Source organism: Pseudomonas sp. ES4 (assembly GCF_050586665.1).
Lineage (GTDB): Bacteria > Pseudomonadota > Gammaproteobacteria > Pseudomonadales > Pseudomonadaceae > Aquipseudomonas > Aquipseudomonas frederiksbergensis.
In genome coordinates this window covers 43,761-59,727 of the sequence record NZ_JBOBDO010000025.1, presented here as the reverse complement: position 1 = coordinate 59,727, position 15,967 = coordinate 43,761, and the positions used below count along the sequence as shown (strand labels likewise).

10 protein-coding genes are annotated in these 15,967 nt (G+C 59.2%); 5 read left to right on the top strand and 5 right to left on the bottom strand.

Annotation, left to right across the window (positions count from 1 at the left end; translation table 11 throughout):
• Positions 1-48: 48 nt before the first annotated feature.
• From ACQ4OB_RS23140 to cbiE, 5 genes are all read right to left on the bottom strand, one after another.
• Positions 49-339: an addiction module antidote protein gene (locus tag ACQ4OB_RS23140; RefSeq protein ID WP_074873403.1), complete on the bottom strand. Its 291-nt coding sequence runs from the start codon at positions 337-339 to the stop codon at positions 49-51.
• A 3-nt stretch (positions 340-342) separates the two neighbouring features.
• Positions 343-645 (bottom strand): type II toxin-antitoxin system RelE/ParE family toxin, encoded by a 303-nt coding sequence (locus ACQ4OB_RS23135; RefSeq protein WP_074873405.1) that lies wholly within the window; start codon positions 643-645, stop codon positions 343-345.
• A gap of 203 nt (positions 646-848) precedes the next feature.
• A complete protein-coding gene (locus ACQ4OB_RS23130; RefSeq protein WP_430956513.1) occupies positions 849-1,565 on the bottom strand; it encodes a cobalt-precorrin-6A reductase in 717 nt (238 codons plus the stop codon).
• Entirely contained in the window at positions 1,562-2,659 is a 1,098-nt protein-coding gene (locus tag ACQ4OB_RS23125) for a cobalt-precorrin-5B (C(1))-methyltransferase (protein WP_430956512.1), read from the bottom strand. The genes ACQ4OB_RS23130 and ACQ4OB_RS23125 overlap by 4 nt, the downstream gene beginning before the upstream one ends.
• The gene (gene cbiE, locus ACQ4OB_RS23120; protein WP_430956511.1) at positions 2,652-3,863 is read right to left on the bottom strand and encodes a precorrin-6y C5,15-methyltransferase (decarboxylating) subunit CbiE; all 1,212 of its coding nucleotides are present in this window, start codon (positions 3,861-3,863) and stop codon (positions 2,652-2,654) included. Before cbiE ends, ACQ4OB_RS23125 begins: the two co-directional genes overlap by 8 nt.
• Positions 3,864-4,007: 144 nt before the next feature.
• Between cbiE and cobG the strand changes: the two genes are divergently transcribed.
• The 5 genes from cobG to ACQ4OB_RS23095 all read left to right on the top strand — a co-directional run bounded on the left by cobG (position 4,008) and on the right by ACQ4OB_RS23095 (position 15,949).
• The gene (gene cobG, locus ACQ4OB_RS23115; protein WP_430956510.1) at positions 4,008-5,315 is read left to right on the top strand and encodes a precorrin-3B synthase; all 1,308 of its coding nucleotides are present in this window, start codon (positions 4,008-4,010) and stop codon (positions 5,313-5,315) included.
• Positions 5,308-5,934, top strand: coding sequence for a precorrin-8X methylmutase (locus tag ACQ4OB_RS23110; RefSeq protein WP_430956509.1), 627 nt, complete (start codon positions 5,308-5,310; stop codon positions 5,932-5,934). Before cobG ends, ACQ4OB_RS23110 begins: the two co-directional genes overlap by 8 nt.
• On the top strand, positions 5,934-6,665 hold the full coding sequence (locus ACQ4OB_RS23105) for a precorrin-2 C(20)-methyltransferase (protein WP_074880464.1): 732 nt from the start codon (positions 5,934-5,936) through the stop codon (positions 6,663-6,665). Before ACQ4OB_RS23110 ends, ACQ4OB_RS23105 begins: the two co-directional genes overlap by 1 nt.
• Positions 6,665-8,368, top strand: a complete 1,704-nt coding sequence (gene cobJ, locus ACQ4OB_RS23100) for a precorrin-3B C(17)-methyltransferase (RefSeq protein WP_430956508.1) — start codon at positions 6,665-6,667, stop codon at positions 8,366-8,368. The genes ACQ4OB_RS23105 and cobJ overlap by 1 nt, the downstream gene beginning before the upstream one ends.
• A 675-nt stretch (positions 8,369-9,043) precedes the next feature.
• Complete coding sequence (locus ACQ4OB_RS23095) at positions 9,044-15,949, top strand: TcdA/TcdB pore-forming domain-containing protein (RefSeq protein ID WP_430956525.1); 6,906 nt, start codon at positions 9,044-9,046, stop codon at positions 15,947-15,949.
• The last annotated feature ends 18 nt before the right edge of the window (positions 15,950-15,967 follow it).

Here is a 15,967-nt window from a genome sequence, read left to right as displayed (position 1 = left end):
AGGGCCGATAAGTAAAAAAGCGGCGTGCGGTGTGGTGTCGCAGTGCAATCAGAGAGCGCTGGCATGCAGGCGCAGGCCTAATGCTTTCATCACTTTCATGATAGTCGCGAATTCCGGGTTGCCAGTGCTGCCCAATGCTTTGTACAGACTTTCACGACCCAGCCCCGCGTCACGGGCAATCTGTGTCATGCCCTTTGCTCGGGCTATGTCGTTAAGGGCTGCACGTATGAGCACTCCGTCGCCAGCATCTTCTTCAAAACAGGCGTCCAGGTAAGCCGCCATTTCTTCTGGTGTTTTTAGAAATTCGGCGGCATCGAAACGGGTGAATTGTTCGGCCATGATTTACTCCTCATTACCGATGTTTTGCGCCATTTGAATGGCGCGTTTGATGTCTCGTTTTTGAGTCGACTTGTCACCGCCCACCAACAGCAGATAAACCACTTCACCTCGGCGGGTGAAATACATCCTGTAGCCAGGACCGTAATGCACACGCATTTCATAAACAGCTCCACCCACCGGTTCGCAATCACCAAAATTTCCATGCTCGGCAGCTCGGAGCCTGGCAATGATGCGAGCTTTGCCAATGATGTCTTTCAGTGAGTCGAGCCAGTCAGCAAATGCTCGGGATCGTTCGAAGTCGATCATGTTTGATCGTATTCCTTGGGATACAGGTTGGCAAGTCGCACTTTACTCGGGGCGAATTTACTCGTCCTTAGAAAGTAAGGTCGGTGTGCTTGTTAGGATCAGAGGGCTCGGACTATAGGATCGAAGCCATGGAGTGGATAGCCGGCTCCGTCCGAGAGTGTTGCCGGCAAAGTGGCAAGGTTATGGGGATCTCAGGAATCGTCTTACACCGATAGGGCTTTCAGTACTTCACTCACCGACCCAAACTCCCGATCAACCCCCGGCAACTCTGGCCGCTGCAAAACAATCACCGGCACCCCACGCTGCCGTGCCACTTCAAGCTTCGGCTCGGTCGCGGTGCTGCCGCTGTTCTTGCTGATCAGTACATCAATCTGCCGACGTTCAAACAGTTCACGTTCATCCTCGATCAGAAACGGTCCACGCGCGCCGATCACTTCGCAGCGTCCGTTGCCGGGGTAAACGTCCAGTGCGCGCAAGGTCCAGAATTGTTCTGGCGGGATTTCATGCAGGTGCTGCAAGGGTTCGCGGCCGAGGGTGAATAGAGGACGGCGAAAAGGTTTGAGGGCTTCGATCAACCCGGCCCAGTCGCTGACATCCCGCCAGTCATCGCCGGCCTGTGGTTGCCAGGCCGGGCGCCGCAGGGCCCAGCAGGCAATACCGCTCAACCGCGCAGCGGTGGCGGCGTTCTGGCTGATTTGTGCGGCGTAGGGATGGGTTGCGTCCAGCAGCAGGTCGATCCCTTCATCCTGAATGAACTGCGCCAGCCCTTCGGCACCGCCGTAACCGCCAACGCGAACCTGGCAGGTCAGATCTGTCGGCACTCGCCCCACGCCGGCCAGGCTATAGATGTGTTCCGGTCCGAGGGTCCGGGCGATGGCCAAGGCTTCTGTCACGCCACCGAGCAACAACACGCGCTTCATTGAAAAGCTCCTGCATGGCCAACAATCCCGCCCTGGCGATCGATGGCGAACACTTCGACCTGAACCTGCGTCGGCACCACGCTGCGGGCAAAGTCCAGCGCGTGCTGACACACCGCGTCACCGAGCGCGATGCCCGCAGCGCTGGCCATCGCCAAGGCTTGCTGGCTGGTGTTGGCTTCGCGAATCCCTTGCTGCAACGCCTCATCGGCGCCAATCGCCGACGCCCACTCGGCCAGTTGCGGCAGGTCGATGCTGGAGTGTCGACTGTGCAAATCCATGTGCCCGGCCGCCAGTTTGCTGATCTTGCCGAAGCCGCCGCAGAGGCTGAGTTTATCCACAGGCACTTTGCGCAGGTGTTTGAGCACGGCGCCGACGAAGTCGCCCATTTCGATCAGGGCGATTTCCGGAAAATCGTAGACCCGGCGCATGGTGTCTTCACTGGCATTGCCAGTGCACGCGGCGATGTGCAGGTAACCGTTGGTTTTGGCGACGTCGATGCCTTGGTGGATCGAGGCGATGTAGGCCGCGCAGGAGAAGGGCCGGACGATGCCGCTGGTGCCGAGGATCGACAAACCGCCGAGAATCCCCAGGCGCGGGTTCATGGTTTTCAAGGCCAGCGCTTCACCGCCTTCGACATTCACCGTGACGTCGAAACCACCCATGTAATCAAGCTCCTCGGCCAACAGCGTCAGGTGCTCGCTGATCATCTTGCGCGGCACCGGGTTGATCGCCGGTTCGCCGACGTTCAGTACCAGACCGGGCCGGGTGACGGTGCCCACGCCACGGCCGGCACTGAAGCGGATGCCCGGCTCGCTGTGCAGGCGCACCTGGGAAAAGAGCAGGGCGCCGTGAGTCACGTCGGGGTCGTCGCCGGCGTCCTTGATCGTGCCGGCTTCGGCGCCGTCGTCCGTCAGCCGACAGAATTCCAGGCGCATCTGCACCCGCTTGCCTTTGGGCAGAATGATCTCGACGGCGTCTGCTTCTACGCCACTGAGCAGCAAGCGCGCCGCCGCAAGGCTGGTGGCGGTGGCGCAGCTGCCCGTGGTCAGGCCGCTGCGCAGCGGTGCGGGTTGTTCGGCGGTTTCGTCACGCATCGAGGGGTTTCGTCACGTCCAGCAAGGTAATCGGCAGCGCCTGACGCCAGGTGTCGAAATCGCCCAGCGGTTGCGCCTGAGCGATATGGACTCGTGTCAGCTCACCGCCGTGCTGCTCGCGCCAGGCCATCAATGTCATTTCACTTTGTAGCGTGACGGCGTTGGCGATCAGTCGACCGCCGGGTTTGAGTTGTGCCCAGCAAGTATCGAGTACGCCCTCGCGGGTGACGCCGCCGCCGATGAAAATTGCGTCCGGGCGTTCGAGTCCGTCCAGGGCTTGCGGTGCACTGCCGCGAATCAGTTGCAGGCCGGGCACGCCGAGCGCATCGCGGTTCTGTTCGATTAACAACTGCCGACTTTCATCGGCTTCGATGGCCAGCGTTCGGCAACTCGGATGGGCACGCATCCACTCGATGCCAATCGAACCGCTGCCGGCGCCGACGTCCCACATCAACTCACCAGGCACCGGAGCCAGGCGAGCGAGCGTGATCGCGCGCACATCGCGCTTGGTCAGTTGGCCGTCGTGCTTGAAGGCTGAGTCTGGCAGACCGGCCAATCGGGAGAGGCGCGGCGTATCGGGTTCGGCGATGCACTCGATGGCGATCAGGTTCAGGTCGGCGATCACAGGGTTGTTCCAGTCATTGGCGACACCCTCGATGCGTCGTTCGGCGGCACCGCCCAGATGTTCCAGCACCGTGAGGCGACTCGCCCCGAAACCGCGCTCACGCAATAACGTCGCGATCGCGGCCGGGCTCTTGCTGTCGTTGCTCAACACCAGCAAGCGAACACCGCTGAACAACTGCGCATTGAGTGCGGCGATGGGGCGAGCCACCACCGAAAGCGTGACCACATCCTGCAATGGCCAGCCCATTCGCGCCGCCGCCAGCGAGCAGGAGGAAGGCGCCGGCAGAATCAGCATTTCATCGTTGGGCAGTTTCCGGGCAAGGCTTGCGCCCACGCCAAAGAACATCGGATCGCCGCTGGCCAGCACGCAGACCGGCTCGCCGCGTAGCGCCAAAACCGGTTCAAGGGAGAAAGGGCTGGGCCACAACTGCCGCTCACCACGGATGCACACCGGCAGCAAATCCAATTGCCGCTGACCGCCAATGATCCGCGAAGCGCGCAGCAGAGCGTGCCGGGCGTTTTTGCCCAGGCCCTTGAAGCCGTCTTCGCCGATTCCTACTACTGTCAGCCACGGTGACATCTATAGCCCTCAAATATAGTCCTCAAACGGACTGTTCCGACGGGCAGGCTTTTCATGCCGTCGAACAAAGCAGGCATAATACCGCGCCTTCGCCCGCGAAGCGCCTTTCCCACACAGCCGGTCGCCCCCTTGAACGAACGCCCGATGTCCACCGCTTTGCGCCCCTCGGCTTGCCCGGGGTTGCTGCGTATCGTCCCGGCGCTGGATGGCGGCATCTGTCGGATCAAATTGAACGGCGGCTCGATCAGCGCTGCCCAGGCTGAAGCGGTGGCCAGCGCGGCTGAACGGTTTGCCGGGGGCGTGATCGAGGCGACCAATCGGGCCAACCTGCAGATTCGCGGGATCGGCAGCGAACAGGCAGCACTGATCGACAGCCTGCTCGCCGCTGGATTGGGGCCGCGTACCGCTGCGGGCGACGATGTGCGCAATCTGATGCTCAGCCCGAGCGCCGGGATTGATCGGCGCATGCTCTTTGATACGCGTCCGCTGGCGGAACAGACCCTTGTCACCCTGCAAAGCCACGAACGTTTCCACGAGCTCAGCGCCAAGTTTGCGGTGCAACTCGATGGCGGCGAGGCGTTGGCGATGCTCGAACACCCGCATGATCTGTGGTTGTCTGCGGTTGAGCGAGAGGGTGAGTGGTTGCTGGTGTTCGGTTTCGCGGGTTGCCCCACGGACAAACCCGCAGGCTCGGTGCCACTTGAGCAGGGGCATGCGCTGGTCGTTGCGGTGCTGGAGTTGTTTCTTGAACTGGCGCGTCCTGATCAAACGCGGATGCGTCATTTGCTGGCCGACTACCCGTTAGCAGAGTTCCTTGCTCACTTGGCCGAACGAGTGCCCTTGAAGTCGATCACCGATTGGCGGCGTTCGTTGAGCCCGGATGCTCTGCACATTGGCACTCATCTGCAACGTGAAGCGGAGCATGTCTACATCGGTGCCGTACCGCCTTTGGGGCGGCTCGATCCCGTCATGCTCAGGGGCGCGGCGCAATTGGCGCACGAGTTCGGCGACGCGAGCCTGCGTTTGACCCCATGGCAAAGCCTGTTGCTGCCCAATGTTCGAAAAGAACACGCGCCCGAAGTCATTCGGCGTCTGGAACAACTGGGCCTGCTGTGTGATGCCGATCAGCCGTTGTCACGGTTGATTGCCTGCACGGGTTCCGCTGGCTGCGGCAAAGGCCTGGCCGACACCAAGGGCGATGCCCGACAACTGGCGGCGCTGCTGCAACGTCACGGCCAAACACTGAACGTGCACCTGTCCGGTTGCCAGCGTTCCTGCGCGGCCGCACACATCGCGCCGGTCACATTGCTGGCCGTTTCTCCCGGTCACTACGACCTCTATTTCCGCGATGCAGCGCTGCCGGGTTTCGGCGCGCTGCACGCACGCAACCTTACTATTGAAGCGGTCGCAGCCTTGCTCGACGACCGCTCACGGAGCCCCCTTGATGCTTGATTACATCCGCGACGGTCAGGAGATCTATCGCAACTCCTTCGCGATCATTCGTGCCGAGGCCAACCTTGCGCGTATTCCCGCCGATCTGGAAAAACTCGCGGTCCGTGTGATCCACGCCTGCGGCATGGTCGACGCTATCGACGGCCTGCAATTTTCCGAAGGCGCGGGCAAGGCCGGGCGTGATGCGCTGACCGCCGGTGCGCCGATCCTGTGCGATGCGCGGATGGTCAGCGAAGGCGTGACCCGCACGCGTTTGCCTGCGAACAACCAAGTCATCTGCACCCTGCGTGATGAGAGTGTTCCGGAGCTTGCCCGTGAGTTGGGTAACACTCGCTCCGCCGCCGCGCTGGAGCTATGGCGCCCGCACCTGGAAGGCAGTGTGGTGGTGATCGGCAACGCGCCGACCGCGCTGTTTTATCTGTTGGAAATGCTCGACGCCGGCGCACCGAAACCGGCGCTGATCCTGGGTTTCCCGGTGGGCTTTGTCGGCGCAGCTGAATCCAAGGCAGCACTCGCGGCAGACAGCCGTGGCGTGCCTTTCGTCATCATGCAAGGCCGGCTGGGCGGTAGCGCCATGGCCGCCGCCGCCGTCAATGCCCTCGCCACGGAGATCGAATGATGCAGCAACCTGGACGTTTGATCGGCCTGGGCGTCGGCCCCGGTGATCCGGAGCTGATTACCGTTAAAGCCCTGCGCCTGCTGCGTGAGTCGCCGGTGGTGGCGTACTTCGTCGCCAAGGGCAAGAAGGGCAACGCGTTCGGCATCATCGAGGCGCATTTGCAGGACGCGCAAACGCTGCTGCCGCTGGTGTATCCGGTGACCACCGAGGCGCTTCCGGCACCGCTGTCGTATGAACAAGTGATCAGCGATTTCTACGATGCGGCCGGCGAAGAACTGGCCGCGCACCTGGACGCTGGCCGTGACGTGGCGGTGATCTGCGAAGGCGATCCGTTCTTCTACGGCTCCTACATGTACCTGCACGATCGACTGGCCGAGCGTTATGAAGCGGAAGTCGTGCCGGGCGTTTGCTCGATGCTCGGCGGTGCCTCGGTACTGGGTGCGCCGCTGGTGTATCGCAATCAGAGTTTGTCGGTGCTGTCGGGTGTTTTGCCTGCCGAAGATCTCAAGCGTCGTCTGGCCGATGCCGATGCCGCGGTGATCATGAAGCTGGGGCGCAACTTTCCCAAGGTCCGTCAGGTGCTCGAAGAACTCGGGCTGGCGGAGCGTGCGCTGTACGTCGAACGCGCGACCATGGCCAACCAGAAAATCGTCCCGCTGGATCAGGTCGAGCCGATGTCCTCGCCGTACTTCTCGCTGATCATTGTGCCCGGCGAACGGTGGCAAGGCTGATGGCCCGTCCAGTTCCGGCGATTGTCATTCTGGGCAATGGCAGCCTCGCGACTGCGCGCAAGATTGCGCAGCTTTACCCTGGCGCATTGATCCATGGTCTGGCCGAACGGGTGGAAGGCGCGGACCGCGTCTATCACGAGTTCGGCGCCACTTTGCGTGAGCTCTATCAGCAAGACACGCCGATTATCGCCTTGTGTGCGGCCGGCATTGTGATCCGCACCCTGGCGCCGTTACTGCTGGAAAAGGGCGCCGAGCCGCCAGTGCTGGCCGTGGCCGAAGACGGCAGCGCCGTGGTGCCGCTGCTCGGCGGTCTTGGTGGCGTGAACGTCATGGCGCGCGAGATTGCTGCCGGACTCGAGGTCGCTGCGGCGATCACCACCAGCGGTGAATTGCGCTTCGGCACCTGCCTGCTCAATCCTCCCAGCGGTTACGCCCTCGGCGATCTGGAACTGGGCAAGCGCTTCGTCTCGGATTTGCTCGCTGGCCAAAGCGTACGCGTCGAAGGGGCTGCGCCGTGGCTGGTGCAGGCGCAGCTGCCGCAAGATCCTCATGCGCAGTTGTCGATCCATGTCGGCCATGCCGAACGGGCACCGGCAGCCAATGAGTTGATGATTTATCCGCGCAATGTGTTGGTGGCAGTGAGCGACGAGGTCGCGGATCTGTCAGGCGCCATTCGCTCAGCCTTGCATCAGGCGAAAATCGCCGTGCAATCGGTGGCGTGCCTGTTGGCCAGCGATCTGCACATGGCCAATCCGGGGCTGCGCGAAGCGGCACTTGAACTGGGTGTGCCGCTGCGGTTTGCGTCGGTCAGCGGTGGCGTTAGCGAGTTGTCCCGCCACACTGTGCCGAACGCGACCATCGTGTCGGCGGATACCGGCATTGCCATCGCGGTGACCACTGAGCCGCTGGACGCTGCGCAGATCGGCCGGGCACGCGGTCGTTTGGCAGTCATTGGTCTGGGCCCTGGCGCCGCCGAACTGATGGTGCCAGCGGTCAAGGCCGAACTGGCCAGGGCCACCGACGTCCTCGGCTACGAAACCTACGTGCGCATGGCCGGACCGTTCCGCGAAGACCAGGTGCTGCATTGCACTGACAACCGCGAAGAGATGCAGCGTGCCCGCCACGCCTTCGAGCTGGCGGCGCAAGGCCGTTCGGTGATTGTGGTTTCGTCCGGTGACCCCGGCGTGTTCGCCATGGCGGCGGCGGTGCTTGAAGCGTTGCATGAGTCGAGCGAGCCGAGCTGGCACAGCGTCGACCTAGAAATCCTGCCGGGCGTCTCCGCTTCGCTGGCGACCGCTGCGCAGGCCGGTGCGCCGTTGGGGCATGACTTCTGCGTGATGTCGCTGTCGGACAACCTCAAACCCTGGGCGATCATCGAGAAGCGCCTGGACCTGGCCGCCGAAGCCGATCTGGCGCTGGCGTTCTACAACCCGATCTCCCGTGCGCGGCCGTGGCAACTGGGCCAGGCGCTGGAAATCGTCGGCCGGCATCGCACACCGGAAACGGTCGTGGTGCTGGGCCGCGATATTGGCCGTCCTGGCCAGACGTTGCGGGTTACCACGCTTGGCGAACTGACCCCCGACCAGGTCGATATGCGCACCATGGTGCTGATCGGTTCGTCTACCACTTGCGTGTTCCCTCGTGCCGAGGGTGGCGAGTGGGTGTATACGCCGCGTTGGTACGGCATCAAGCCTGCCTCCTGAGCAAAGCGGCCCCGCGTGGGCCGCTTCTCACTTCATACATTTCCGTCTGTTCGGCACTTTCCCTTTGGCGTTGATGCGTCGTTTATTTCACCTGTCGTTGTGGGATTTATGACTCTCGCCGCGAAGAATTAATACTGTTTTCTGTCGCTGTATTCTTTCGTTATCCAATGCTTTCTTTGCAGTCGAACACTTCGGCGTTGCGCATGAGTCACAATGCCGGCTGTTTGCTGATGGTCCGCGCGATGTTGTTTGTCTAAGTGCGCTTATTTATGTCTGCAATATAAGGTTTTATTTTTTTCAAATTTGATTGTATTGAAATTAATTGAATTTCTTCGGGTTTGAAGTGCCTGTTTTTACGATTTAGTTTTGTCTCATGTGAAGCAATTGCTTCGCGTATTGATCTGGTCTCGTTCAAAAATACAAAAGAGCTGACATTGTCGTCGAGCGGTATTTGCGCGGCTGGCTTTCGGAACTTAATTGCATGTATTGAAGCTGGAGAGTGTCTTGTCTAATAATTATTTGGATGTTTCATATGTCGGAGAGTATGTAAAATTTGCCAAGCTTTTCAATCTTGAAGATCTTCAACAGGCGTTGATTTCGCACAAAGGTACTGACGAGTATGACGCCATCTTCAGGTATTACTCTGGCTGCATCGATTTGCTCGATTCGCCCAGGATGCTGGAGCCGCTGGGCCTGTTGAAACAGGCTTTGGCATCTTTGGTCGGGCCTGAGGGTCGACAGCGACGAACGACTGAGTCGCTTCCTCCCCAGAGCCCTGCCCCCGATATGGTAGACATCTACGAACGGCTCGAAGGTTTCGAGGCTCGTTTGTCGAACGGTGCGCAGCAGTTGCAAACGCCCAAAACCAACGTTCCTGACAATCTGCACTTTGTCTGGCTCGGCGGCGGTTTGGGCGATATCCAGCGCGACTACATCAATATCTGGAAACAGACCCTGGCTGGGCAGGGTTACACCCTCAAGCTCTGGTACGACAGCGATGCATTGCTGGCTCACGAAACCAATCGGATTATTGTCGAGGCCGCCAAGGCTGACGCCATGCTTAATGGCGGGCAGACCACTAGTGACGCTTTTGAACTGGCCGACAAGTATGAAGAGCGGGCCATCGCTCTCAAGCAGCAAATGTTTGCGCACATTAATAAAGCGGTAGAGAGCGGTGAGAGCGCCGACAACGCCAGGATCGATCTGTTGGTGAGAGCCTATAGCCAAGATGAAGCACGGTTGAAGGTTCTAAGGGAAAAGAACCGTCAGAGTCTGTTGTCGTTGGGCGAGGGCGGTATTGTCCTTCGCGATCTCGCCACCGAGGCGACACCGTTGTACTTGCAGGACATCTACGCGCGAGAAATCAGCTTGCGTGGCAACTTTGCTGCCGCCTCCGATATTGTCCGCGTCGAGGCGTTGTTCGCCGACGGTGGCAGTTATGCCGATGTCGACAACCTGCCTCCACTGTTGGAAACGTTGGGCGGGGTGGACATCAGTCGGTTTGAGCTGGATGCACGCCTGGGTGTTTTGCAGTTGATACTTGACCACAGTCCTGAGTGGATGCCGGGGCGGCAGGTTATACGTAGCAAGTACAAAAACTATTTCGAGCGAATTCCCCTGGAGCACCGTGAGGCGCTGGAGCGTTTTGCCAAGAGCAAGCCCGATCTCGCCAGTGTTTTCCGGCGCCCGGTTGAACGTCAGGTACGACCGGATGGACTGCGTGCCGTCGCCGAGCGAAGTTCGTTTAGTAACGCGTTCCTGATGGCTCATCCCGGGTCAGCAATGCTCAAGGCCGTTCTTGACCGCTTCAGGTTGAACTATGAGGTGGTTGATGCCACCGCCCGGTTAGCTGTCGAAAGAAAGATCGCGCTTATCGATGTCCGGGCAGTCGCTGACGTTGCCAACGAAGTGGCCGAGAAAAGGTTCGGGCCCTTGCATGAACTGCCGAACATTGAACACATGACGGTCAGTTTTTTGGTTGACGCTGTCGCTGGTTACTACAGTGACGGAATCCGTCCACAGATCGAAATGACCATTTATCTGACCGGCCCGGCTGCGGTGCGCGATGGGCTGGCGGATTACGAGAAGATGCATTTCACCCCATGGGGCGCTGAAGCTTCGAGAGCTGAAGTCCTCATCCCCGCCATCGCCACCGTCAACCGGGCGACCGAGGAAGAGCAGGATCACTCCTGGAAGGAGAACGAGAGCGACACGGCTCAATGGCTGAATAGAGAAAAGCTGCATTGGGAGGCCGGAAAGTTCAAAACCCGCTATGCCGGCGATGTCGCACAACTGCTCAAGTACCAGAGCATTAGTTTCGATCAAGGCTGGCCGGTGATCGAAGGTCGTCATGTGTTGATCACTGATCTGTTGCAGCAACTGGCCGATGATCTCGGTGAGCCATTTCGCAAGGCAATGAGTGAGTACTACACAGGGCGCGTGACGTTCGAAAAGCCGTTGTCCCTGAGTTTCGATGACCGGCAAGCAATCATTGCTCAGGCTGGCAAAATCATCCCCACGGCTCCCATCCCGGACGCGGCGACACAAAACCTGTCGGTGGATGAATTGTTGAGCCAGATTCCCAAAGACCCGGTTCTTCTCACGAAACTAACTCCCCTGCAACGTCTGTTGCTCGGTGGGTTACTGGGAGTCGATGCTCTGAATAACGAGCATTTTGCTGCCGGCAGTGCAACGCTTGAAAACCTTGCCAACTCGATGTCGGACATGGGGGTCATCCACCGTTACGGAGCCATCGAACGGGAGCTGTTCAAGCAAAGTCATCCGGCTTTCCTTGCCGGATTGAAGGGGGCTTCCAATCCGTCCGTGGCCCTGTCGGAAACCAGTGTCGATCTCAAGAAGCAGGCGCTCGCACGCCCACTGACCCTGCTGGAGTGGGGACGCTCGGTCGCCAGAATTCAGCATGTGGCGAAACTCGAGTACCGCGACCGGGTCATCGAACGAACCGGTGAAGTGCTGGGGAGCTTCAAGGACAACACCTTCAAAATTGCGCCACAGGATTTGTTGCTCAAAGGTGCAGGCGACCGGGTTGCCGGGCGCTGTTACCCACTGGCGCTGGCTATGGCGGCGGCGCTCCACAAAAGCAACACGGCGGCAAATACCTTGAGGGCGCGCTTTTTTCTGACCGTCATCAATTCTGAGGACGCGGATTCAAAGGCATTTGTGAGCATGATCGAGGAGTTGCGTGACGCGCCTGTCAATGACATAGGCAATCCACTGATGCGCTCAGATCTCGCTCAGGTCGTGGCGATACTGGAAGAAAAAACAGCCAGCACAACCCTGATGCTCAATTCGGACAACCACTCGATGCTAGTGGCGAAAATCTTTGAAGGCGAACGCAGCAATTACCTGTTCTACGACCCGAATTTAGGGACCTACGAGATTGGTACGTCGTTGGCGTTCAGGGACGCATTGACGGACTTTTTCCTGCGCAAGGAAATGGCCATGCATTACGCAGCCTTTGGCGATGCGCAACGGCCGACCTTTGATCTGATCGAGCTCGATGGTGAAAAACTGAACAGTAGGGTACTTGCCTCCGGTATTGAGGTTTCAAGCCTTTCGGAGTCAGGCGCGCTGCCTGAGCAAACGGTGCCACGTGTAAGACAACGGCTGGCCAGTGCCCGGGGACGGTCGCTGGTCAACAATGCGGCGCTGGGCAGTTCATTGCTGGAACTGGACGCGCACTGGTGGGGTGGGCAGATCGCGCAGGCGACACGTCAATTGCAGGAGCAACACGGGCTGGCGTCGGATTCTGTTGCGCTGTTCGAGACGCTGGAGATAACCCCGACAGGGGGATTCGAAATCAGTGTGCTTAACCCCGTTTCCGAGAAGACCGTGCGTGTCACCACCAGCGATCACCGGTTCCTGAGAATTAAAGAATTCCTCTCCGACACCTTCCATTCATTGGCCGCACGCCCGCGTGCATCGGTCAGTCCGCTTGATCCGACTGAGGCTGGCAGCGTTCATACGCTCAATGCCGGGTTCACCGTACAAGCCCTGATGAATGCGCTGCGACATCACGAGGGCGCGGCCAGCGGTAGTGACAAGGCCCTGACCACCGCCATTCGCCTGCATGCCTACGTGAACTATGCCCAACTGGCCCACGGCAACATCGTGGATGTGCTCGGCGTAGTGAACCTGGTGCGTCAGGCCCTGAACGATGAAAAGCTGATCGCCCGTACCAGCGCACCGTTGGTGCAAAAGGCCTTGGGGCATATCGCCAATGAAGGCGTCGGGACTGTGCTGGGGCTGGTGAATGTCGGGTTTGATATTTATCAGTTAAGCCACGCCACCAATGACATTGAGAGGGCGCAGTTCGGCACGCAGTTGGCCTTTGATTCCGTGAGTGCGGTGGTCGGCGTAGCCGGTCTGGGTGCGGCACTGGCTGGCGCGGGTACGGTGGCTGCGGTGCTGGGAGGGGGCGGGGTGATTCTTGGCGGGCTGGCGGTAGGCATTACGGCGCTGGCCGAAGGTTTTGCCACCATTGCCGAGGAAGCCAAGGAGGTCGCGCTGTTTTTTGATGGGCTGGAAAAGGCGTACTTGCAAGGCGGCTATCACCTGGACAAGGCGTCGAATGCCTGGATAGCGCATCCCTTGCTGGTGTTTGCCGATCTTGATTTGCGCGCATCCATTGTCCATTTCGACAGTCCAAAACTGTTCCCGCTTCGGGACCATTTCGGAGTTCCGGATTTCGATGTGGATTACGACCGCGCCACCGATATTCGCCAGGGGCTTGGGTTGCCGGACTCGGCGCGTTTCTCTCCGCAGGCAGGACAGACAATCGTTCTGCCCTGCACCCCCAAGACCTGGTACGCCTACGAATACAAATTGCTGCCTTTTGTCACGTTTCGTCATGCCGACGGTTACGACACGGCACGTCGACTGGAAAAAAAGAACGAACAGGGGCAATGGCAGTTTCTGTTTTCGTTCTATTCCTTTCCCGGTGAATACGTGGTCAACCGGTTGAATCCGGTCTACAAGCCAACGGTATTCAATGTTCGTCTCGATAATGTCGAGCGTTCACTGGCAGTACCTGCGCTGCCGAAAATGTGGCACGGGCTGGTGTCCTACCGGGTAGAAGGCGCAGGGGCTCAATGTTCCGTGCTGCTTAATCCCGGGGTTCGCCTTGAACTCGCCGCACCCGGTCAGATTGCGATGCAATGGGTGCTGCTGACGCCATGGCTGGTGGAGGCAGATATCCGGATAGAGGCCGGGGGCCGCCTTGTCTCGGGGACATTGGATGTGACCTTCAGTGGCAGTGGCGTTCACCATGTATTGCTCAAGCTTGCGGATAACAAAATCCTGCGCGTGGATCTTGCCGCCCTGCGGCTGGAGGTGGTCGAAGAAGTGGCCGATCCGGCGCTTGGTGAGCAAGCGTTGCTGGATCACTTCAAGTCATTGGCCAGTGAACATCGCCTGGCCATGCCTTATACCCCGGTTCACAACTTTGTGGTGCCCTATGAAAAGCCGGACGAACCCAGGGCAGTAGTCGCGTATTACGACTCGGCTCAGGATCGTTTTCTGTACATCCGCGATCCGCAGGTGCTGTTGTCCGACGAGGTGGTATTGGGCGCAGTGTTGGAGGGTTCGGCTTACTTCTATCATCCCGATGATTTCTATGTCTGGCAGGTCAATGCGATCACCGGGACGCTGGTTCAGCGCTATCGATTGCTTTACAGAACTGGCGTGGCAATTGTCCGCTTTGAGGCCGTGGCCAATGGCGGCGTTCAGATCGTGCAGCGGCTCGCTGGAAAGGACGACCGGCAAGATGAACTGACCTATGTGATCCATGACCGGAGCGTGTTGCTCAGTTCGATCACCCGCGGTCAGGATCCTGCACTTCAGTCGCTTTTAGAGGCCGACACGCTGACGGACTGGAAGCACGTACTGGGCGACTATCACTTGCCGCTGGAGTCCACCAATACGGTGAACTGGCGTCCCGCTGCACTGGTTTCGATTTGTTGGCAGATCGATGCCGAGTTGCGGGATCTGGTCTGGGTGCGCAGCGGTGATGGGTTGATTATTCGTGCACCTGCCAGGCGTCACCGTGCGCGAGGATGGGCAGACTCGATCAAGGCCTTGAGTGATCTTGTGCTCATTGCTCCTGCTGGTGCCGAGGGCGAAGTGTTTGTTACCTACGACAAACTTCACCAAGGCCTCATGTGCCAGCAAAGGTTGATGGTGGATGGTCGTGCACAATGGTCGTCCAGCAACATCTCCCCCCCTGGACTGAAAAACGTTGTCGCCGTTGAGCGGGACTATCTCGTCCTGACCGACGCGGGTCTGTTCTTTGACATTGCGCCGCACGGGAACCTGAGATTTGGCGGGCTGACCGAGCATTGGCTGAAGGACAAAAGCCAATGGTGGTTGGCGCTGGCAACGGTTGCGTTGCACCACCCGGTGCCGAGTTTTGCCATTCTGGGTTTGACCGGTTTCAAGGGCGATGCCTTGTGCGCCTGGTACCTGGATGGTCGGCTGCTGCTCGCTGAAATGGGGCACGGCAAAGAAGTTCGGTTGCTGAGTATTACTCCAGACAATCAGGCCACCTGGCTGTTTGATCTATCAACCGGGAAGATTGTCCGTCAGGGTTTTATCGATCCAGAGCACTTGAGCACAGCATTTGCCCAGGGAACGAAACTGTTAACGCCTGCGGCATTGCCAGCCGCGACGCAGGAATGGGCGAGCTGGACATTTAGCGATGTAACAGTAGAAGGCGCTGGTCTGAGGGCCACGACGCTTGAAGGTGTGGAGGTGGATTTACAGTACAACGCACCGGCACGGATTACGGGCGTTGACAGCCATTGGGTCGCGGTACTGGAAGGTGAGTTGAGCGAGGGGTTGGCGGCGCTGGCGAATGAACATCGATGCGCCGATTTTCTGTCCGTCGAAGACCCTGACTACCAACAATGGTATGTGGTCCGGACCGGGCGGTTGATCCGCATTCCGAAGACCGCTGTCGCTGCGCAATTCACACTCGTCGGCACCCAGCATCAAACCAACGTGATGCTGCATGACCGCGGGGATGGTTTTTTGCACACCTATCCGCAAAACAGCAGGGTCGGGCCGCTCGACTATGTCCAGCGCAACGCCGAAGTACTGGTGGTCGATGGGCCAAAGACAGGTAGCGACCTGCTGCCGCTGATTGCCGATGATGTCAGCATCCTGGTGCTCAAAATGGGTGAGGGGTCAACGACCTGTCGGCTTACCAGGGCCGCGTGGTTGAAACTTCAATCGGTCATTGTCGATTGCCGCCATTCGCTCGACCACTCGCCCTCGGTTCCGGGAAAACTGATCTGGGATATCGTGGTTGTGGATCAGTTGTGGGCGAGCCGGGTCGATGAGCACTTGGTGATTGTGGATGCCGACAGCGGACACAGTTTGATCTTTCGCGACGTGTTCTCGACGGATGTCGTTTTGCAACGGAACGTATTTCTGACGATGAGCGGCTATCAGTCCTTCGCGGTGTCAACACTGGTGAGTGCCCTGGTCAGGAATGGCAGCACCAGCAGTGTGTTACTCAAAGACATTTTGCCCACCGCAATAATTGAAACGATAGAAGGTTGAGTTCTGACAGCCACTGAC